Below are 19965 nucleotides of genomic sequence, written 5' to 3' on the forward strand. Positions count from 1 at the left end.
GACACGCGCCAGCCCTACCAACTCTTTATCAACGAGACATCAGCGGATATCAGCGGGTCCTGACCACCCTGGTCTCGTCCCAGACCGGCTCGGCCGACTCGTAGACCGTGCCGTCGGAGCCGAACACCAGATAGCGGTCGAAATCAGCGGCGAACCAGCGGTCGTGGGTGACCGCCAGCACCGTGCCGTCGAACGCCTCCAGACCGGCCTGCAGCGCCTCGGCGCTGGCCAGGTCGAGGTTGTCGGTCGGCTCGTCGAGCAGCAGCAGCGTGGCCCCCGACAGCTCAAGCAGCAGGATCTGCAGCCGTGCCTGCTGACCGCCCGACAGGGTGTCGAAGCGCTGCTCGGCGATCAGCCCCGCCAGCTCGTAGCGGGCCAGGATCTTCATGGCCTCGTTCTTGAGCCTGGCGTGCTCGGTCATGACGATCTCGACCGGGGTGCGGCCGAGCAGGTCGGGCCGGGCGTGGGTCTGGGCGAAGTGGCCGGGCACCACGCGGGCGCCCAGCCTGGCCACGCCCTCATGGGCGACCTCCTCGCCCGCCAGCAGGCGCAGGAAGTGGGACTTGCCCGAGCCGTTGGAGCCCAGCACGGCGACCCGCTCGCCGTACCAGATCTCCAGGTCGAACGGGCGCATCAGGCCCTTGAGCTCAAGCTGTTCGCAGATGACGGCGCGCTTGCCGGTGCGGCCGCCGCGCAGGCGCATCTTGATGTTCTGCTCGGCCGGCGCCACCTCCGGCGGGCCCGCCTCCTCGAACTTGCGCAGCCGCGTCTGGGCGGCGTGGTAGGCGGGGGCCATGCCGTCGTTGTATCTCGCCTTGTTCTTCAGCATGTTGACCAGGGCCTTGAGCTTGGCGTGCTCTTCGTCCCAGCGCCGGCGCAGCTCGTCGAGGCGCTCGTTGCGCGCTCTGCGGGCCTCGGCGTACGTACGGAAGCCGCCCCCATGGATCCAGATGTTTCCTGACTCGACGGTGATGATGCGGTCGGCCGCGTTCGCCAGGAGCTGGCGGTCGTGGCTGACCAGCAGCACGGTCTTGGGCGTCTCCTTGAGCTGCTGCTCCAGCCATTCCTTGCCGGGGACGTCGAGGTAGTTGTCGGGCTCGTCGAGCAGCAGGGTCTGGTCGGGGCCGCGCAGCAGCGCCTCCAGGACCAGGCGCTTCTGCTCGCCGCCCGACAGCGTCGCCACGTCCCGATATTTCAGTCTTTCGAAGGGGACGCCGAGCGCGGCCACCGTACAGGTGTCCCAGAGCACCTCGATCTCGTAGCCGCCCGCGTCGGTGTAGTCGCTGATGGCCTGCGCGTAACGCATCTGCGTCTTCTCGTCGTCGCGCTCCATCATGGCCAGCTCGGCCTGGTCGAGCCGCTCGGCGGCGTGCCGCACCGCGGGTGGCGCGACGCCCAGGAGCAGGTCACGCACGTTGCTGCCGTCGCGCACGCTGCCGATGAACTGCCGCATCACGCCCAGGCCGCCGGAGCCGGCCACGCTGCCCTCGACGGGCTGGAGGTCGCCGGCGATCAGGCGCATCAGCGTGGTCTTGCCCGCGCCGTTGGGCCCGACGAGCGCGGCCTTGACACCTTCGCCGATCCTGAAGGACACGTCGTTGAGCAGCGGCCGCCCGTCGGGCAGCACGTACGTCAGATGTCCGACTTCCACGTGTCCCATTCCGGCAGGGTAGCCGCCCACCCGCGCTCCGGTCATATGGATTTCGCCGCGCCCGCCCCGGCGCTCACACGGGCCCTAGACAGTAAGTGATCTAATGACTAGAACTGTAGGGAACCCCCTCCCCTAGGACAGGTGATGACGCGATTCCGCTCCGCCCTCGCCCCCCTGGCCATCGCGTTGCTGGGTCTCACAGCCACCCCGCAGCAGGCCCTCGCCGCACCGCCCAAACCCGTGCCCGTCGTCCAGGAGCAGACCAGGACGGCCGCCGCCTCCGACTGTGCTCCCACGGTCACGGGCGCCAGAACCGACGCCCGGCTGACCGCCCTGTTCACCAACTACGGCAACGACAACAGCCGCCTGGACGACTGGACGGGCGCCGACGGCACCTACTCGGTCAAACTGCCCGACGGCCGGGAGCTCTGGGTGTTCTCCGACACCTTCCTCGGCCGGGTCAACCCCGACGGGAGCCGCCCGCCCGTGGTCGAGGAGGGCGGGAGCACGGTCTTCCTGAACAACTCCTTCGCCGTCGAACGGAACGGCAGGCTGTCCACCATCCACGCCGGCACCGCCGCCAAGCCCGTGGCCGTGATGCCGCCGCGCGACAAGGACCACTGGTACTGGGCCGGTGACGCCACGCTGGCGGGCGGCGTCGTGGAGGTCACCTACCAGGAGTACGAGCGCTTCGGCCCCGGGGCCTGGGACTGGCGCTGGCACAGGAACGTGGTGGCCAGGTTCGCGCCTGGACGGCTCGAACGGCCGATCAGCGTGCACGACCTGCCGTCGGGGCACGGCGTGGCCTGGGCCTCAGGCGTGCTCAGGGACGGCGGCCACACCTACGTGTACGGGGTCGAGGACCTCGGCTCGCCCAAGTACATGCACATCGCCAGGGTCAAGGGCCAGAGCCTGCTCGGCCGCTGGGAGTACCTCAAGGCCGACGGCACCTGGTCGCAGGACCAGGCCGACTCGGCGCGGGTGATGGACGGCGTGGCGAACGAGTACAGCGTCAGCCGGATCGGATCCGGATATGTCCTGATCACGCATGACACGACCGAGGCGCTGAGCGCCAACATCGTGGCCTACTCCTCGTGCTCGCCCGCCGGCCCCTTCACCGGCAAGCAGCACGTCTACACGACCCCCGAGACCAGCGGGAACATCTTCACCTACAACGCCCACGCCCATCCCGACGTGGCCGGCGACGGGCTCGTGGTGTCGTACAACGTCAACAGCTTCGTCAACACCGACCACTACCGCGACGTCTCCATCTACCGGCCTAGATTTCTGGACGTGACGTTCAGATGAGGCGTAACTGGGCGGCCCGGCTGCGGCACGGCACGATCGACGGGCTGCGGGCGGTCACGCTGGAGAACGAACGGCTGCGCGTGAGCGTCCTGCCCGGCAAGGGCGGCGACGTGGTCGAGTTCCTGCACAAGCCGACGGACACGGACTTCGTCTGGCTCTCGCCGCAGGGGCTGCGCGACCCGCGCGACCATCTCCACGGCGCGGCCGACGGGGTCGCCCAGTTCGTCGACCACTACGAGGGCGGCTGGCAGGAGGTCTTCCCGAACGGGGGCGCACCCAGCGAGTACCGGGGGGCGCGGCTGGCGCAGCACGGCGAGGTGTCGGGGCTGCCGTGGGAGTGCGAGGTCGTGGCCGACTCCCCCGAGGAGGTCGCGGTCCGGCTGAGCGTGCGCACGCGGCGGCTGCCGTACCGGATGGAGAAGGTCCTGCGGCTGCGCTCGGGCACGACCGCGCTGGAGGTCGAGGGGCGGGCCACCAACGAGTCGGGCCTGCCGCTGCACGCCATGTGGGGCCAGCACATCGTGTACGGCCGGCCGTTCCTGCGCCCTGGGGCCAGGATCCGGCTGCCCGACGGCGTCCGGGTGATCCCGCACGAGAACGCGATCACTCCGCCGGCCCGCCGGGTCAGGGCGGGCGGGCCGTGGGAATGGCCTCTGGTGCCGGCCGACGGCGGCGGTGTGACAGATCTGAGCGTGGTGCCGGAGCCGGGCGCGCCGAGCGACATCGTCTATCTGACCGGCTTTAACGAGGGTTGGTACGAAATTTCGGGGGATATCGCTATGCGGGTTGAGTGGGATGCCTCGGTCCTGCCGTACCTGTGGATGTGGCAGGAGGTCGGCGCGTCCACCGGCTACCCGTGGTGGGGGCGGGCGTACACCGTGGGGCTGGAACCGTTCGCCGGCATGCCGACCGACGGCCTGGCCGCGGCCGTGGCCAACGGCACGGCCCTGACCTTGGGACCCCACGAGACGAAGGTGCTGAGTTTGCGCGCGGAGGTAAGGGTATGAGCGAGTTCGCCGGCAAGGTCGCGCTGGTCACGGGCGGTTCGACGGGGATCGGACGGGCCGTGGTCGACCGGCTGGCCGACGGCGGGGCGTCCGTGGTGTTCTGCGGCGTCGACAAGGGCGCCGAGCTGGACACCGGGCAGGTGGTCGGCCGGATCGCCGACGTGCGCCGAGCCGCTGACATGCGCGATCTGGTGAGCCTGGCGGCGAGCAGGTTCGGCGGGCTGGACATCGTGGTGACCTGCGCCGGGGTGCAGCGTTACGGCACCGTCGAGGACACCCCTGAAGAGGTCTGGGACGAGGTGTTCGACATCAACCTCAAGGGTGTCTACCTCACCTGCAAGGCCGCCGTGCCCGAGTTGCGCGCCCGCGGCGGCGGCTCGATCGTGGTCATGTCGTCGGTGCAGGCGTTCTCCTCGCAGGCGCAGGTGGCGGCGTACTCGTCGAGCAAGGCCGCGCTCAACGGCCTGACCAGGTCGATGGCGCTCGACCACGCGGCCGACGGCATCCGGGTGAACGTGGTCTGCCCCGGCTCGGTCGACACCCCCATGCTGCGCTGGGCGGCGGACCTGTGGCGCGGCGAGCTGTCGCAGGAGGAGCAGATCGCGCAGTGGGGCCGCTCCCATCCGCTGGGCCGCGTGGGCCGGCCCGAGGAGGTGGCGGAACTGGTGGCATTTCTGGCCGGACCGCGATCGTCGTTCATCACGGGTGCGGAGCATCGTGTGGACGGGGGATTGCTGGCGCAGAATCCGGCGGCGCTTCCCGAATAGGTAGAGCGCAGGCCACGGGTTTCTCCTTCACCGCCAAGGCTTCGGCCAATGCGGTGAAGGCGCAGTTCATCAGCCTGATACGAGTGAGTCGGCGGGCCTGGGCACGCGACCCTTCACTGGGCGTGGAGCCCTTTTGGAATCGGCGAGTCAGTACAACTCGCGTTCGATTCAGCACGCTAAGTTACGAGGTCGAAACGACTCACTGATCGAGGAGAGACCTGTGAGGCTATCCAAGAAGGCCGCCGGCTTCATCGCCGCGGCCACTCTGTTCACCGCGCTCGCCCCCGCAGCCGCCGCGGTGGCCAGCCCCCGCTCGACCTGCTACGGCGGTCGTGTCTGCCTGTACGCCGGCTACGACTACAACCGCGGCCAGGTCGACCACTGGCGGGACTTCACCCAAGACGATTCCAACTTCGCCGACAACAACTGGCTGAACTGGGACTTCAGCAATTCCTGGGTCAGCATGAACAACCAGACCAGCTCGGTCAGGAACCGCGTCGGCTGCAGCGCCACCCTCTGGCAGCACCCGGGTTACACCGGCGCCCACAGCACGTTCACGCACAACTCGAACGACGGGTTCCTGGCGAACAACGCCGTCGGCAACAACCGCACCAGCGCGATCGACATCTGGTGCCACTGAGCAATACAGGGAGTGCCGGTTTCCGGGCTTGGCCGCCGGAAACCGGCTGCCGCGGGCTGATCGCGAGCGCGCTGCTGCTCGTGACGGCCACCGCGGCCTGCCGCGCCGACGAGCCCGCGGCACCGGCGCCCGCGCGGGGCGTCACCTCGGTGTCGCAGCTGGTGCTGCCGTTCGACGCCTACAAGACCACTCCCGAGCAGCGGGCCGTCCTGGGCAACGCCCACAACGCACTCGTCGCGCGATGCATGCGCGAGCAGGGCATCACCGTCGCGCCGCCCGCCGAGGATCCGGCCGCCATCGCCACGATCGATCCCGGCAACTCACGCCGTTACGGCGTCACCGACATCGGGGCCGCCAGGAGCCACGGCTACCACCTGGCCAGGCCGCCCTCCCCCGACACCACCGGCGCCTGGGCCGGCAAGCTGCCCGTGCGGGCCCGCCACCGCCTGTACGGCACCGCCGCGAACCGCGGCTGCCTCGACCGCGCCACGCTCACCCTGGACAAGGGCGCGCGCCAGGCGGACTGGCCGTGGCTGGCGCTGCAGGACTCGCTCACGCTGGAGCAGGCCGCCAAGCACCCGTCGGTGACGGCGGCGGTCAGGCGCTGGCAGTCGTGCATGACCCAGGCGGGCCACTCCTACCCGGCTCCAGAGGCGGCCATCGGCGACAGCCGCTGGGATCTCGACAAGCCGGCCGTGACCGAGGACGAGAAGCAGGTCGCGACCGCGGACACGACCTGCAAGTGGTCCGCCGGCCTGGTCTCCGCCTGGTACGCGGCCGACGCCGAGTTGCAGCGCGCCGTCATCCGCGACAACGCCGGGCGCTTCGCCGCGCTGCGCGCCAACCTCAAGCAGCGCCTGGGCCGGGCCTCACGTCTGCTCGCCGAGCACGAAGGCCGCCAGGTGCGCTGACTGGGCCAGCCTGCTGGGCTCGTGGACGTACATCATGTGGCCGGCCTCGTAGTACCTGAACTCGATCCGGGCGGCCAGCTCGGCGGGCACGGGCAGGTGGGCGAAGGTGTGCTCGGCGGCGAAGTACGGCGTCGCGCCGTCGTGGTAGCCGCAGGCCACGTGCACCCGCAGGTGCGGGTTGGCCCGCATGGCTGCCCCCAAGTTGGAGGCTACCTGCACGTGCGCGTTCTCGAACTCCTTGTACGACCACGGCTGCACGCGTGAGGTGAGGATCTCGTACGGCAGGTCGTTGGCGTAGCCCAGCTCCGTGCGCAGGTAGTGGTTGAGCGCGGCGCTGTAGGGCCCCATGATGGCGTCCATGCTGGGGTCGGCGGTGAAGTGCTCGCGGCCGGAGTCGGGGTCCCAGCCGGTGAAGCGGCCGTCGAGCCGGCCGACGACCTGGCGGCGCGGGCGCAGCACCTCGGTGAAAAACCTGATGTGCTCGATGCGCAGGTTGACCCGGTCCACGTAGTCCTCGCTGAGCCCGGCCAGCGCGGCGACCCTGGCGACCGCCTCGGAACGTTCCTCGGCGGTGAGCCGGTTGCCCCGGGTGAGCGCCCACAGGTACTCGCCCGAGGCGTACTCCTCGGCCTCGCGCAGCACCTCGGCCAGCGGCCGGTCGCCGTGCAGGCCGTGGTGGTGGGCGATGGCCGCGTAGGTCGGCAGGTAGAGGGCGTAGGCCAGGTCGTTGCCGTCGTTGAACTCGCCCGTGATGTAGTCGAGCACGGACGAGATGAGGATGACGCCGTTGAAGTACATGCCGTAGCGCGACTGCAGGTGGTCGGCCAGGCCGGCGGCCCGCACGGTCCCGTACGACTCGCCGGCCAGGAACTTCGGCGACATCCACCGCCCGTTCCTGGTCGTCCACAACCTGATCACCTCGCCGACGGACTCCAGGTCGCCGGCGAAGCCGTGGTAAGGCTCGGTCTTCTCCCCTTCTGCCACCCGGGAGTAGCCGGTGGAGACGGGGTCGATGAAGACGAGGTCGCTCACCTGGAGCAGACTCTCCTCGTTGTCCACCAGCCCGTACGGCGGCGGCAGCAGCGCCCCCGCGTCCCCCATGACGACCCGGCGGGGCCCGAGCACGCCCAGGTGCAGCCACACGCTGGACGAGCCCGGCCCGCCGTTGAACGCGAACGTGACCGGCCGGCTCAGCGGCTCGGCCCCGTCCAGCGTGTACGCGGTGACGAACACCTCGGCCTTGGGCCGCAGCCCCTCGAACTTGCCGTCGGTGACCACCTCTTCGCGCAGCACCATGGTCCCGGTCGTCGCGGTGTACGACTGGCCGGAGGGCAGGGTGTGGCTGGTGGTGACGAGGTTGTCGGCAAGGGATTGCTTCGACTCTTCAGACATTCAACACATTATGGTGCGATATCGCGCTCCGGGTCCGCGAAGCGCTCGTTGGGCACCGTGGCGTACCAGCCGGGACGCCCCGGATCACGGTCATACGGGTAGCCGCCCTGCTCCCGGTAGAGCTCCGCGTACCGGGCCACCCGCTCCTTGTCCAGCCGCACGCCCAGCCCTGGACCTGACGGGACGGAGATGGCGCCCTCCGAGTACGCCATCTTGCCGCCCTCGATCACGTCGTCCCTGAGCTGGTGGTAGTGCGCGTCGGCAGAGTAGGTGAGGTTGGGCAGCACCGCACCCAGGTGCAGCATGGTCGCGAGCTGGATGCCCAGCTCCCCCGACGAGTGCACGGCCACCCCGAGCTGGAACGTCTCGCACACCCCCGCCGCCTTCACGCACGGCCTGATGCCACCCCAGAACGTCGTGTCGAGCAGGATCACGTCGGCGCCTCTGCGCAGCACGTTGGAGGCGAGCTGCTCGAAGTTGACCACCACCGTGTTGGTCGCCAGCGGCACCCTGACCTGCTCGCGCACGATCCGCAGCCCTTCGAGCCCCCAGACGGGGTCCTCCAGGTAGTCGTTGTCCAGGTGCTCGATGGCCTTGCCGAAGCGCAGGCCCTCGGCCACCGACAGCACGGCGTTGGGGTCGTACCTGAGCCGGTCTCCCGGGAACGCCTCGGCCAGGGCGCGGTAGCACTCCAGCTCGTGGTCCGGCGGGAACACTCCGCCCTTCAGCTTGTGCACGGTGAACCCGTGGGCCGCCTTGAGCGCGGCCGTGTGCTCGACGAGCTGGTCGGGGGTGCGGATCTCGGGATGGCCTTCTGCGGCGTACCGGAAGAACAGGTAGGAGGCGAACGGCACCCGGTCGCGCACGCGCCCGCCGAGCAGGTCGTGCACGGGCACCCCGAGATGCTGGCCGATCAGGTCGAGGCAGGCGAACTCGATCGCGGCCAGCAGCTGCGTGCGGTTGTTGTAGAGCGAGGCCGTCGGGTTCGCGATCTTGAAACGCAGCGCCTCAAGCTGGAACGGGTCATGATCCTTCAGGTACGGCAGCAACGCGCTGAACGCCGCCTCGGCGCTCTCGCCCCCGCCGCCCATCTCCCCCAGGCCGATCAGCCCGTTGTCGGCCTCGACCTCGACGATCGTGCGGACGAACCGGCCCCAGTGTGCGCCGTTGCTGTGCCGCAGCGGCGCTTCGAGCGGGACCGCGACCGTCGTGGCCCTGATGTCGACGATCTTCACTGACGCGTCCCCCTGACCACGGCCACCCCGCAGGCGGGCAGGCTCACCTCGGCCGGCTCGAATCCCGGCATCGTCACCGTCGCCCGCACCGGCTCGGCGGCCAGCGACTGCAGCCGCACGACGCCGTCGTGGCCGAGCGAGGTGATCAGCACGTCCGGATGGTCGACCGACGCGTACGTCTCCGACACGTCCGGGCTGTCGGTGACCAGCACGCCGACGAACGGCTCGCACAACCCGGCGGCGGCCGCGGCGCCGAGCCGAACACCGGTCGCCTCGACGCTGGAGGTGACCGCGTAGCGGAAGGTGGTCTCACCTTGCTGCTGAGTGGGGAAGTTGGTGTCCCAGATGTTGTTGAGCGCCCACGAGTAGACCGTGCCGTCCTCCTCGTCGAGGGTCGGCGGGAACGGCGCGTACGGCATGTGGATGGTGCCGAGCTGCACCAGCGGCGCCTCCAGCGTGGCCCACGCGATGCTCAGCCCTGGCTCGTCGAAGGCGATCCAGTGCCTGATCGGCAGCATGTACTCGGCCGAGCCCGGCACTCTCGCCACGTCGGGGCCGCCGACGCCGCCGGTCAGCTCCCAGGCGGTGGCCTTGCCCGCGGCGAACGGGAAGGCCAGGAAGACCGCCTCCTTGGCCGGGGTGCCCTGCTTGGCGAGCTGGTAGGTCAGGTCGAGCCTGGGCACGCCGTGGTGCAGCTCGATCGTGGTGCGGATCCAGTCCACGCCCTTGCCCTGCAGCTCCACGACCAGCTTCTCGCCCACGGCCGTGCGCGTGACCTCCTTGACGACGGCGCCCCGGCCGATGGCGCGGTCGCCGAGCAGCGTGCGGTCCTGCGCACCGACATGTCCCGACATGTGGTTGAAATGGGGGGCGGTGGCGTACTGGTCGTAGACGTACTGACCGAAGCCGGCCGCGGCCTCGCCGTTGACGAGTTCCCTGCCCGCGCGCTTGTCGAAGATCGAGCTGACGTAGCCCTCGCGCACGTCGTACGCGACGCGGTAGAACTCGTTCTCGATCACGCCGTCCCGGTCGAGCTCGACCGGCTCGGGCGCCTGTGCCTCGCCGGGAACGACGTCGATGCGGGCGTAGCCGTAGCCCGGAATGTCCGGCACGACGGCGTGCACGTGCCGCCCGATCGGCCTGGTCGGCCAGTCCGCCGGGTCCACCAGCTCCTCGTGGTGCGGCAGCGTCCGCCCGGTCCGCGAGTCGACCAGCGCGATCGGCACGTCCGAACCCACCACGTCGCGCGGCAGGAACGCGCGCACGACGTCGGTACGGGCCCAGGTGGCCGGGTTGAAGACGGCGAAGGAGGCCAGCGCGCCGCCCTCGGTGCCCCGCTCCGACAGCGCCGCGGCGAACCTGCGGGTCGCGGCGTGCAGCAGGTCGCTCGCGTCGTCCTGGGCTGAGTAGGCGCCCGAGGACTTGCGCGTCCACTGCAGGCCGCCGGAGTCGCCGCCCTCCTCGGCGTCCTCCCACGGGTTGGCCGCGCCCCAGGTGTGCTCGTTGAACAGGGCGACCTTGTCGTAGGCGGCGTCGATCTGCTCGGTCGCGTCCACACCGGCCAACGTGTGCAGCGTCTCGGCCACGCGCAGGGCCGACTGGGCGCGGCGGACGTACCCGAGCGGGCGCGCCCCCGAGCCGAGCCCGTCGGCCCACCAGTCGGTCCAGTCGCCCTCGTGCACGGAGAGCCGGTCGAGGTAGTGCTCCTCGACGTGTTCGAAGAAGTCGCTGTTGACCGCCGAGCGCAGGCGCGGGAAGGCCCACTGCTCGTTCCACCGGCGCGCGATCGTCGCGGGCACGATCGACGGGCCCGCGTTGTCGGCGTGGGCGCCCTGCACCCGCAGGTGCAGCACGTCCAGCTCGTACGGCTCCTTCGGCGCGTCGGGCCCCTGCCAGCCGAACGTCCCGGGCCCGTACGGATAGCCCCGCGTGGCCAAGGCGGACAGGTAACGCGGCAGCAGGTCGTCGGCCAGCTCGTAGGAGTCGGTCAGCCCGACCGTGTTGCCCTCCATGTACGCCATCCCGTGCGGCGTGTCGGTGAACCACACGATGATCTCGTTGCCACTCGGCGCCCGCCACCGGAACGGCCGGGTGAGCTTGTCGCCGCCGTGCAGGTAGGGCACCGAGCGCCCGGCCCAGTTGTGCGCGGCGGCCAGGTAACGCACGCCCGCCTGGCTGAGCGCGTCCACCAGGCCCACGACCGCCCCCGGCACGTCGGTGTGCATGGCCGACCTGGTGGTGAAGCCGTGCCGCTGCTCCAGCTGGGCGATGAAGCGCAGCTGCCGGTGCAGCTCCTCGGTCGAGCACGCCTCGGTGTGCAGCTGGAACGGCAGCGCGGTCACCTCGATCAGGCCCGCCCTGGCCAGCCCGGCGAAGGAGTCGACCATCTCCTTGGGCCGGGCGTCGAGCCATTTCAGCGCCGGCATCGACGACTCGACCGTCCACCTGAACCTGGCGTCGTCCGGCCAGGACGCGGTCTCCTCCGCCAGCCGCAGCGCGGAGTCGAGGTAGTCGAGGTGGTGGCGCAGCACCGTGCCCTGCGGGTCGGTGTAGCCGATGTCCAGGTGCGAGTGGTGCACCACGAACACGCTCCACTTGCGCTGCGGCGTCACCGTGATCCGCGCGCTGCCGACCACCCCGGCGTCGTCGCGGCACTCCAGGGTCAGCGTGCGCGGCGCGTCCACCTCGGGCACCAGCAGCGTGACGTCCTTGCCCGAGCCGCTGTCCACGCCGACGAGCACGTGCGTCAGCGGCTCGGTGCTGCAGACGCGCACGGCCTGGCGGCCGTCGTGGGTGAACAGCGGCAGCACCGCGACCCGCACCTCCAGCCCGCGCACGCTGATGACGGGCGTGGAGGTGTCGTCGCGCAGCGCCTGCCTGATCCCGTCGTAGTCAGGGCTTCCCAGGCTGCGCTGCAGCAACCGGCTGGTCATTGAATACCTCCGAGGAGATCCCTGCCTTCAGGCGGGGGAGGAATCGGACCCCTGCGGAGCAGGACAGGGGCAGCCGATTCGCCGTAAGGCGAACCGGCGTATCGAACAAACGCACGAGTATTTCTTGATCGTTCGGTATGATGTGGGGCGTGGCGCAGATCGTGAAGCGGGCCTACAAGTACCGCTTCTACCCGACCCCCGAGCAGGCCGCAGAGCTTGCCCGGACGTTCGGCTGCGTCCGCCTCGTCTACAACAAGGCGCTGGAGGAGCGCACCCGCGCCTACACCGTGGAAGGCCGCGGCGTCTCCTACGCGGAGTCGTCGGCGATGCTCACGGAGTGGAAGCGCAGCGGCGAGTTCGGCTTCCTGTCGGAGGTGTCGTGTGTGCCGTTGCAGCAGGCGTTGCGTCATCTGCAGGCGGGGTTCGCCAACTTCTTCGCCAAGCGCGCCAAGTACCCGACGTTCAAGTCCCGCAAGAAGTCGCGGGCGTCGGCCGAGTACACCCGCTCGGCGTTCCGCTGGCGTGACGGGGAGTTGACGCTGGCCAAGATGGACGCGCCGCTGAACATCGTGTGGTCGCGTCCGTTGCCGGAAGGCGCGCAGCCGTCCACGGTGACCGTGAGCCGGGACGCGGCCGGGCGCTGGTTCATCTCCCTGCTGGTGGAGGAGAAGATCAGTCCTCTCCCGGCCGTGACGCAGAACGTAGGCGTGGATGCGGGTATTACCGCGCTGGCCACACTCTCGACTGGTGAGAAGATCGTCAACCCGCGTCATGAGCGCTGCGGCCGGCGCAAGCTGGCCAAGGCCCAGCGGGCACTGGCCCGAAAAGAGAAGGGGTCGAACAACCGGGCAAAGGCTCGCCTGAAGGTGGCCCAGGTGTACGCCCGGATCGCCGACCGCAGAAGGGATCACCTGCACCAGGTCACTACACGGCTCATTCGCGAGAACCAAGTGATCGCCGTGGAAGACCTGACCGTCGGCAACCTGGTCAAGAATCACAGCCTGGCCCGCGCCATCTCTGATGCCTCCTGGCGGCAGTTGCGCTCCATGCTGGAGTACAAGGCCGCCTGGTACGGGCGCACCCTGGTGGCGGTGGACCGCTGGTTCCCCTCCAGCAAGCTGTGCTCCGTGTGCGGGGCACTGCGAGCAACGATGCCGTTGAACGTCCGCAAATGGGAGTGCGCCTGCGGCGCGATCCACGACCGGGATGTGAACGCCGCGAAGAACGTGCTCGCCGCCGGGCTGGCGGAGAACTGAAACGCCTGTGGAGCTGGTGTCAGACCTCAACGAGAGTCCTCTCGGGCGGGCAACCGGCGATGAAGCAGGAACCCTCACGGGCGACCGTGGGAATCCCCCTCCTTCAGGAGGGGGAGGATGTCAATGAACACTCCCTAGTGACAGGCCCCTGGCGAAGAGGCGCTGGGTGGCGAGGAACAGCACGACGGTCGGCAGCGAGACCACCAGCCCGGCGGCCAGGCCGACGGGGACGGGGGTGCCGGCGTAGACGTCGGTCATCAGACCCGCGATGGCGGTCATCACCGGCCGCACGTCCTCGGTCTGGCTGAGGGTCAGGCCGAAGATGAGGTCGTTCCAGATGAAGGTGAACTCCAGGATGAACACGGCCGTCAGCGCCGTGAACGAGATCGGCAGGTAGATGCGCCAGAAGATGCGCCACGTGGAGGCGCCGTCCATCCGCGCCGCCTCGAAGATCGAGAAGGCGACGCTGGAGTAGAAGTTGCGCAGCACGAACGCGGCCAGTGGCACGTTGATCGCCGTGTAGACGAGGATCAGGCCGAGGCGGCTGTCGTACAGGCCGGCGTCGCTGTAGCCGACGAACAGCGGCACGAGCAGCATCTGGGAGGGGAACACGGTGCCGCCGAAGATCAGCAGGAACCACCAGAACCCGCCGCGCAGCCGCAGCACCACGATCACGTAGCCGGCCAGCGCCCCGATGATCACGCCGAGCAGCGGCGAGACGACGCTGTAGAGCGCGGTGCTGGCCAGGCTCTGCGACAGGTTCGCGCCCTCCAGGGCCTGCGCGAAGTTGTCGAACAGGGCGAAGTCGCCGGAGGGGATCCAGGCGCTGCCCGGATCGTACGAGCTCGCCGGCCGGGAGGCGTTGACGAGCAGCAGGTACGTCGGCCCGAGCCAGACCAGCCCGAGCACGATCAGCACGGCACGCCTGATCATGTGGCCGTCACCTGCCTCTTGAGGTAGAGGTAGGACGCCAGCCCGGTGACGACGGTCAGCAGCACGGCCACCGCCGAGCCGTAGCCGTAGTCGCTGGCCACGAACGTCTCCTTGTACATGGTCACCGCGAGCGTCTCGGAGTTGCGTCCAGGGCCGCCCTGCGTCAGCACCCACACGATGTCGAACGTCTTCAGCCCGGCCACCAGCGCGAGCCCGACCACGACCGCCGTCAGCGGCCGCATGAGCGGCCAGATCACGTGCCGGAACAGCCGCCAGCCCGCGGCCCCGTCGAGCCGCGCGGCCTCGATCGGCTCCTTGGGGATCGACTGCAGCCCGACGACGAACAGCAGCGTGTTCACCCCGAGCTGCTGCCAGGTCCAGACCGCGAGCATGGCGAACGTGTTGGCGGGCGCCTCCTGGAGGAACGCGGTGTCCACGCCGAGCAGCAGGTTGGCGATGCCGTCGTGGGACAGGATCGGGCTCCACACCATGGCCAGGCCCGCGCCGCTCAGCGCGTACGGCAGCATGAACGGCACCCGGTACCACGCGCCGCCCTTGATGTCGTACGACAGCACCGCCACCAGCAGCCCGAGCCCGACCGGCAGCACCATGGTGCCGATCACCCAGATGAGCGTGTTGCGGGTGGAGGTGAGCAGCGCCTCGTCCTGGAACAGCTTGGCGAAGTTGGCCAGGCCGACGAACGCCGGCGGCTCAAGGCCGTCGTAGCGGGTCAGGCTCAGGTAGGCCGTCCACACGAACGGCGCGTAGAGCAGCCCGGCGACCAGCAGGACCGCGGGCGCGACGTATCCGTACCTGAACCGGCCGAGCATGGGAGCGGTGTTTCTCATGGCCTCGTCCCGTGAGGCGTTCCCCCGCTCACTGGTGGGTGCTCCAGTACTCGTCGGCGGCCTTCTGGATCGTCTCCAGGACCTCCTTGTACGTGCCGGGCTCGGTGACGAACTTGCTGAACCCGTCGAGCGCGGCGGTCAGCACGGGCGGCGGCGTGGCCTCGAAATAGCGGTTGACCAGGCGATATTTGCCGCTGCCCGCGTCCTTGGTGACCGTGCCGAGTGCCTTGTCATCGATCGTCACCTTCGGGTTGGCGCTCACGTCGCCGCGGCTGGTCGCCCACTTCTCCTGAGCCTCGGCGCTCGTCCACCACTTCAGGTACTTCTGACTGGCGTCGGGGTCGGCCGCCTTGGTCAGCGAGCACAGCGGCCCGCTCTCGAAGATCATCGAGGTCTTGGGCAGCGCGGGGTTCACGTTCGGGATGACGAAGAAGTCGTAGTCGGTGCCCGCCTTCATGTCCCGCGTGGTCATGCTGGTGTTGAACCAGGAGCCGAACGAGACCATCGCGGCCTTGCCGTTCTTCAGCACGTCGCCGGGGTCGGTCTTGTCGCCCGGGTTGATGAAGTAGCCGGCGTCGATGAGCTGCTTCCACCGCTCCATCACCTGGACCACGCCCGGGTCGGTGTACTTGGCCTTGCCGGTGGCCAGGCGGTCGTACAGGTCGGGGTCGGTGCCGGCCATGAGCTGCTCGAACCAGACGAAGGAGAACAGCACGCTGGTGTGGTAGAAGGCCTTGACGCCGTTCTTCTTCAGCGTCTCGGCGGTGGCGACCAGGTCGTCCCAGGTCTGCGGGGGCTTGAGCCCGTACTTGTCGAAGATCTGCTTGTTGTAGAACATCCCCCAGTAGGCGACGTTCATCGGCACGCAGTACTGCTTGCCGCCGACGGTGTAGTAGGGCAGGAGGTCCTGCGACAGGTCGCCGGCCTTGATGGCCTCCTGCCAGATGGCCGTGGTGTCGGCCACCTGCTTCTGCTTGACCACCTCCTCCAGCATCCCCCCGGTCTGCCAGGTGAACAGATCAGGCTTGACCTTCGTCCGGAACGACGCCTTGATGAAGGCCTGGTACTGGGCCGAGTCGGTGTAGCCCGTGGGTTTCATGCCGAGGCCGATCTGCTGCTTGGACAGCGCGCCCATCTCGTCGAAGTACTTGGTCCACGCGCCCTTGTCGTTGTACAGCGTCAGCTCGGTCTTCTTCTGCGGCGCCTCGGCGCTGTTGCCACCGCACGCGGTCAGGACGAGCGCCGCCACGCCGAGCGTGGCCACACGTGACCGGAACATGGGCCGGCCTCCTTGGTTCTATCGGGGGGACTTTCATCGGGGGCCCCTATCGGGGTCGCATCCTGTGCTGGATGACCGTCTTCACGTCCGCCAGGTGACTGCGCATGAGCTCCTCGGCCCGCGCGGCGTCGCGCGCCTCGATGGCCGACAGGATCGCCACGTGCTCCTCGTAGTCGCGGCGCCGGTCGTCGAAGATCTGCAGGATCTCGCGCTGCTCCGGGCCGTGCACGGTGAGCAGCGAGTCGACGACCTCGTGCAGGACGCTGTTGCCCGCCAGCCGGGCCGTGGCCCGGTGGAAGGTCATGTTCGCGTCGTGCAGCTCGGCGTCCTCGCCGCGCAGGTGGCTGCCCGCCCCGTCGAGCACCTGCTTGAGCGTCGCCAGCTCCTCCTGGCCGGCGCGCTCGGCGGCCATGGCGGCCAGCGGGGGCTCGATCACGATCCGCGCGTCGAGCAGCTCAAGCAGCTGGGCCGCGTGGATCTCGCGCATGTTGGGGTTGGGCAGGACCAGCCGCTCGATGGCGGCCCCGACGTAGATGCCGGAGCCGTGCCGCAGCTCGATGGCCCCGGTGGCCTCAAGCCGGCGCAGCGCCTCGCGCAGGGTGGGAGTGGTGACGGCGAAGCGCTGGGAGAGTTCCCTGGTCGAAGGCAGCCTGTCGCCGGGCCGATGCCCTCCTGTACGGATGAGCTCCAGCATGCGCTCGGTCAGAGCGTCGGAAAGCGTAGGCCGCGCTACCTCGGACATATCAAGTGATCTAATCACTTCTCGGCGACGGCGTCTATGAGGAGTTTGGTTTTCCTGCGGTCGTGGTTGTGCGGGCGCTTACGGTCCGGCGGTCACTTCTTGATCAGGTCCATCATCAGGTCGATCTGCCCTCGGCGGGACGTCTGCACCTGGGCCGCCCACCGCTGCACCTCAGGGTTGACCCCGTTCGCCACCTCGGCGGCGGCCATCTGCACGGCGTCGTCCTGGTGCGCGATCAGCAGGTTGCACAGGTCGTACTCGAAGTTCTTCGACGCCTTCAGCGCCTGGATCTGCTTGGCGTCGGTCTCCGGCCGGCCGCCGTGGTGGTCGTGCGCCTCCGCGGCCGGGGTGAGCGGCTGCTGCCAGGAGTGCAGCCAGCGCAGCATCATCTCGACCTCGCCCTGCTGGGTGCTCTCGATCGCCGCGGTGAGCGTCTTCAGCTCGGAGGTGGTGGCGCGCGACGTGCCGACCTTGGCGATCTCGATGCCCTGCCGATGGTGCTGCACCATCATCTGCACGAACATCACGTCCTCGGCGTTGACCGGCTCCTCCGGCTCCTGCTGCCCGCACGCGGCGGCCAGCAGGAGCACGAGGACGGCTAAGAGTGCGCGCACCCGCATCAGCTCCTTTTAGGAAATGTTCCTAAATGATGCGATGCGGGGGCGCAAGTGCACTACCTCCTCATCGGCCACGGGCCCGGGCTCGACCTACTGAAGGGTGCGCAGGAAGGTGAGTGCTTCCTCGGTGTGACTCGTGGCGATCTCCGTCATGAAGTCACGGTCGGGGAAGTCGCCGTCCAGCAGCCGCAACGGCCCCGCCACCAGCGACAGGTGGTGGGCCAGCCGGTAGAAGCGCAGCCGCCGCTCGTCCAGGCCGTCCAGCCGCAACCGCTCGTAGTGATCGCCGAAGCGGATCTTCAGGAAGACGTGCTCCCACTCGACGTCGAAGTACGACGCGCCCTCGATGTCGATGAGGACCGGCTCGTTCCGGTCGTCCAGCAGGACGTGATCCGGGCCGAGCTCGCCGTGGATGAGCCCGTGACCGGGTCGCGGGCGTACGGCGGCGTGCAGGTCGAGCAGGGCGGCCTCGAACGCGTCCCGCTCGGCCGCGATCCGCCCGACCCGCCCGGCCGCCTCCCGCAGATCCTTCAACGACCACCGCAACACAACCTCAGGACACGAGCCCTCGTGGCCATGGGAGGCCCCGCCACCAGCCGAGTCTCCGCCGCCGCCGTTGTGGACACCTCCGCCGTCGGAGATCCCGTCGCCGTCGCCGTGATACGTCCCCTCGACGTCATCTCCGCGACCGATGGCGGCATCGCCGTCGCCCTCTTCCGCCCTGCCGTGATCGATTTCGGCGATCCGGCCAGGGCGGGGCGCCCGGCACGTGCTCATCAGCCGCAACGACTCCGCCAGGCGGTCCATCATGGGCGCGGCCCTCTCGGGGTCCTCCAGCAACCGCGCCTCCAGGGTCCCGCCGCGCAGGTCCTCGACGACGGCGGCGTCCGACGGCAGCCACTCGCCGGCGCAGGAGGCGAGGAGCAGGCGCGGCACGCGTACCCCGAGCCCTTCGAACCGCGCCCGGCTCGCCTCGAACAGCTCCATCCCGGACGGCTCCCCCACCGTCCCACCCTGACCGCCCTGACTGCCCAGACCGCCCTGACTGCCCAGACCGCCCTGACCGTCGGGAGGACCGGAGACGCCCTGACCGCCCTCACCGCCTGAGACGCTCTGGCCGGTGGGGGCCTGCCAGTAGTCCTCGTCCTGGCTCCAGACGTAGAGGATCGCGCTGCGCCCGTCGCCGGCCGACAGCCGGTAGACGCCCTTGCTGGTGCCGCCCCGCAACCGCTGCACCGTCACCGGCGTCCGGCTCGGGCCGAAGACCTCCCGCGCCAGCGGCGCCACGTCATCCGCCCCGACGAACCGCCGCTCACCTGTCCTGGGTTTTCGCATAGGGACGATCGTGGCTTTCGGCCACCCAGAACGCCACCGGGTTTCGCCGTTGACCTCGACCTGACTTGAGGTTGCATCGTTGGCGCATGGGAAATTTCGCGATCGGCGTCATCCTGCCCGGGGTCAGCGTGCAGCGCAGGGACGGCCTCACGTTGCAGGAGGCCGCCAGGCACCTGGAGCAGGCCGGGCTCGACGGAGCTTGGCACGGCGACCACCTCGCCATCGGCGGCCCGACCCTGGACGCCCCCGTCGCCCTGGCCACCGCCGCCGCGGCCACCACCCGGATCAGCATCGGCACCAGCGTGTTCGTCCCCGCCATCCGCCCGCTCGCGTGGGCCGCCAAGCAGGTCGCCTCCCTCCAGTACGTCTCCGCCGGCCGCCTCGTCCTCGGTGTGGGCTCAGGAGGCGGTCCCGAGCAGTGGGCCGCGGCCGGCGTCCCGTACGGAGAACGCGGTCCCCGCACGGACGCCGCACTGGAACTCCTGCCGCGTCTCCTGTCCGGCAAGCCCACCCATCTCACCCCTCTCCCCGTCTCCGCGCGAGAGCACGGGCCGATCAACGAACACGGACCGGCCGCCGAGCAGGGGCCGGTGGTGGAGTTGGCGCCGGCCGTGGAGATGCCGCCCGTTTGGGTCGGGAACGCGTCGCTGGCGGCGATCCGGCGGGCCGCCCGCCTGGGCGACGGCTGGTTCCCGTCCCTGATCTCGCCGGAAGAGGTCGCCACCGGCCGGGCCAGGCTGGCCGAGTTGGCCTCCGAGTACGGCCGCCGTACCCCGATCATCGCGATCGGCGGCACCTCGGCCCTGGGCGGCGACGGCCTGCCCACCCGGGAGGAGATCGCCGCCGGCATCAGCGGCGCCTACGGCCGCCCGCTGGACGAGGTGATCGGCCTCCCCCTCACCGGCTCACCCGAGCAAGCGGCCGAGCGCCTGGCCGCGTACCGGGAGGCGGGAGCGAGCCACGCCGTGATCGGCATCGCGGGCGGCGACTGGCGCACCCAGGTCGACGCCCTCGCACAAACCCGCGCCCTCCTGCGCTGACCTCACCACCAGGTCACACGCCTCCTGCACCGACCTCACCACCAGGTCACACGCCTCCTGCGCCGCCATCG

17 protein-coding genes are annotated in these 19965 nt (G+C 69.7%); 7 read left to right on the forward strand and 10 right to left on the reverse strand.

Annotation, left to right across the window (positions count from 1 at the left end; genetic code table 11):
* Nucleotides 1-49: 49 nt before the first annotated feature.
* Nucleotides 50-1660 (reverse strand): ATP-binding cassette domain-containing protein, encoded by a 1611-nt coding sequence (locus AB0C27_RS54225; protein WP_357862777.1) that lies wholly within the window; start codon nt 1658-1660, stop codon nt 50-52.
* Between the two features lie 135 nt (nt 1661-1795).
* Here AB0C27_RS54225 and AB0C27_RS54230 point away from each other — a divergent pair, with 135 nt between their 5' ends.
* The 5 genes from AB0C27_RS54230 to AB0C27_RS54250 all read left to right on the forward strand — a co-directional run bounded on the left by AB0C27_RS54230 (nt 1796) and on the right by AB0C27_RS54250 (nt 6284).
* Complete coding sequence (locus AB0C27_RS54230; RefSeq protein ID WP_357862779.1) at nt 1796-2959, forward strand: DUF4185 domain-containing protein; 1164 nt, start codon at nt 1796-1798, stop codon at nt 2957-2959.
* Nucleotides 2956-3966, forward strand: coding sequence for a DUF4432 family protein (locus AB0C27_RS54235; RefSeq protein WP_357862781.1), 1011 nt, complete (start codon nt 2956-2958; stop codon nt 3964-3966). The genes AB0C27_RS54230 and AB0C27_RS54235 overlap by 4 nt, the downstream gene beginning before the upstream one ends.
* Nucleotides 3963-4733 carry an SDR family oxidoreductase gene (locus AB0C27_RS54240; RefSeq protein ID WP_357862782.1) on the forward strand — a complete coding sequence of 257 codons (771 nt, stop codon included), beginning with the start codon at nt 3963-3965 and terminating at the stop codon, nt 4731-4733. Before AB0C27_RS54235 ends, AB0C27_RS54240 begins: the two co-directional genes overlap by 4 nt.
* A 220-nt stretch (nt 4734-4953) precedes the next feature.
* The gene (locus AB0C27_RS54245) at nt 4954-5373 is read left to right on the forward strand and encodes a peptidase inhibitor family I36 protein (protein ID WP_346100783.1); all 420 of its coding nucleotides are present in this window, start codon (nt 4954-4956) and stop codon (nt 5371-5373) included.
* Nucleotides 5364-6284 carry a hypothetical protein gene (locus AB0C27_RS54250; protein ID WP_357862785.1) on the forward strand — a complete coding sequence of 307 codons (921 nt, stop codon included), beginning with the start codon at nt 5364-5366 and terminating at the stop codon, nt 6282-6284. The genes AB0C27_RS54245 and AB0C27_RS54250 overlap by 10 nt, the downstream gene beginning before the upstream one ends.
* Here the strand turns inward: AB0C27_RS54250 and AB0C27_RS54255 are convergent.
* The 3 genes from AB0C27_RS54255 to AB0C27_RS54265 are packed head-to-tail and all read right to left on the reverse strand — an operon-like array spanning nt 6243 to nt 11844.
* Nucleotides 6243-7676 (reverse strand): peptidase S10, encoded by a 1434-nt coding sequence (locus AB0C27_RS54255; RefSeq protein WP_357862786.1) that lies wholly within the window; start codon nt 7674-7676, stop codon nt 6243-6245. The genes AB0C27_RS54250 and AB0C27_RS54255 overlap by 42 nt on opposite strands.
* A gap of 8 nt (nt 7677-7684) precedes the next feature.
* A complete protein-coding gene (locus AB0C27_RS54260) occupies nt 7685-8911 on the reverse strand; it encodes an enolase C-terminal domain-like protein (protein WP_357862788.1) in 1227 nt (408 codons plus the stop codon).
* Complete coding sequence (locus AB0C27_RS54265) at nt 8908-11844, reverse strand: glycoside hydrolase family 38 C-terminal domain-containing protein (protein ID WP_357862790.1); 2937 nt, start codon at nt 11842-11844, stop codon at nt 8908-8910. Before AB0C27_RS54265 ends, AB0C27_RS54260 begins: the two co-directional genes overlap by 4 nt.
* Nucleotides 11845-11993: 149 nt before the next feature.
* Here AB0C27_RS54265 and AB0C27_RS54270 point away from each other — a divergent pair, with 149 nt between their 5' ends.
* Nucleotides 11994-13100 (forward strand): RNA-guided endonuclease TnpB family protein, encoded by a 1107-nt coding sequence (locus AB0C27_RS54270; RefSeq protein WP_357862792.1) that lies wholly within the window; start codon nt 11994-11996, stop codon nt 13098-13100.
* Nucleotides 13101-13220: 120 nt separating this feature from the next.
* On the opposite strand, the gene AB0C27_RS54275 is transcribed toward AB0C27_RS54270, so the two are convergent.
* The 6 genes from AB0C27_RS54275 to AB0C27_RS54300 form a co-directional block, all read right to left on the reverse strand.
* Nucleotides 13221-14033, reverse strand: a complete 813-nt coding sequence (locus AB0C27_RS54275; protein WP_357862794.1) for a carbohydrate ABC transporter permease — start codon at nt 14031-14033, stop codon at nt 13221-13223.
* Nucleotides 14030-14881 carry a sugar ABC transporter permease gene (locus AB0C27_RS54280; protein WP_357862796.1) on the reverse strand — a complete coding sequence of 284 codons (852 nt, stop codon included), beginning with the start codon at nt 14879-14881 and terminating at the stop codon, nt 14030-14032. The genes AB0C27_RS54275 and AB0C27_RS54280 overlap by 4 nt, the downstream gene beginning before the upstream one ends.
* A 28-nt stretch (nt 14882-14909) precedes the next feature.
* The gene (locus AB0C27_RS54285) at nt 14910-16160 is read right to left on the reverse strand and encodes an ABC transporter substrate-binding protein (protein ID WP_357862798.1); all 1251 of its coding nucleotides are present in this window, start codon (nt 16158-16160) and stop codon (nt 14910-14912) included.
* A gap of 46 nt (nt 16161-16206) precedes the next feature.
* Complete coding sequence (locus AB0C27_RS54290) at nt 16207-16902, reverse strand: FadR/GntR family transcriptional regulator (RefSeq protein WP_357862800.1); 696 nt, start codon at nt 16900-16902, stop codon at nt 16207-16209.
* Nucleotides 16903-16994: 92 nt separating this feature from the next.
* Nucleotides 16995-17516 carry a DUF305 domain-containing protein gene (locus tag AB0C27_RS54295; protein WP_357862802.1) on the reverse strand — a complete coding sequence of 174 codons (522 nt, stop codon included), beginning with the start codon at nt 17514-17516 and terminating at the stop codon, nt 16995-16997.
* Nucleotides 17517-17609: 93 nt separating this feature from the next.
* Complete coding sequence (locus AB0C27_RS54300) at nt 17610-18854, reverse strand: phosphotransferase (protein WP_357862804.1); 1245 nt, start codon at nt 18852-18854, stop codon at nt 17610-17612.
* A gap of 86 nt (nt 18855-18940) precedes the next feature.
* Here AB0C27_RS54300 and AB0C27_RS54305 point away from each other — a divergent pair, with 86 nt between their 5' ends.
* Entirely contained in the window at nt 18941-19894 is a 954-nt protein-coding gene (locus tag AB0C27_RS54305) for an LLM class flavin-dependent oxidoreductase (protein ID WP_357862806.1), read from the forward strand.
* Nucleotides 19895-19965 lie beyond the last annotated feature (71 nt).

The organism is Nonomuraea sp. NPDC048882, from assembly GCF_040649755.1.
In the GTDB taxonomy this organism is placed as follows: domain Bacteria; phylum Actinomycetota; class Actinomycetes; order Streptosporangiales; family Streptosporangiaceae; genus Nonomuraea; species Nonomuraea maheshkhaliensis.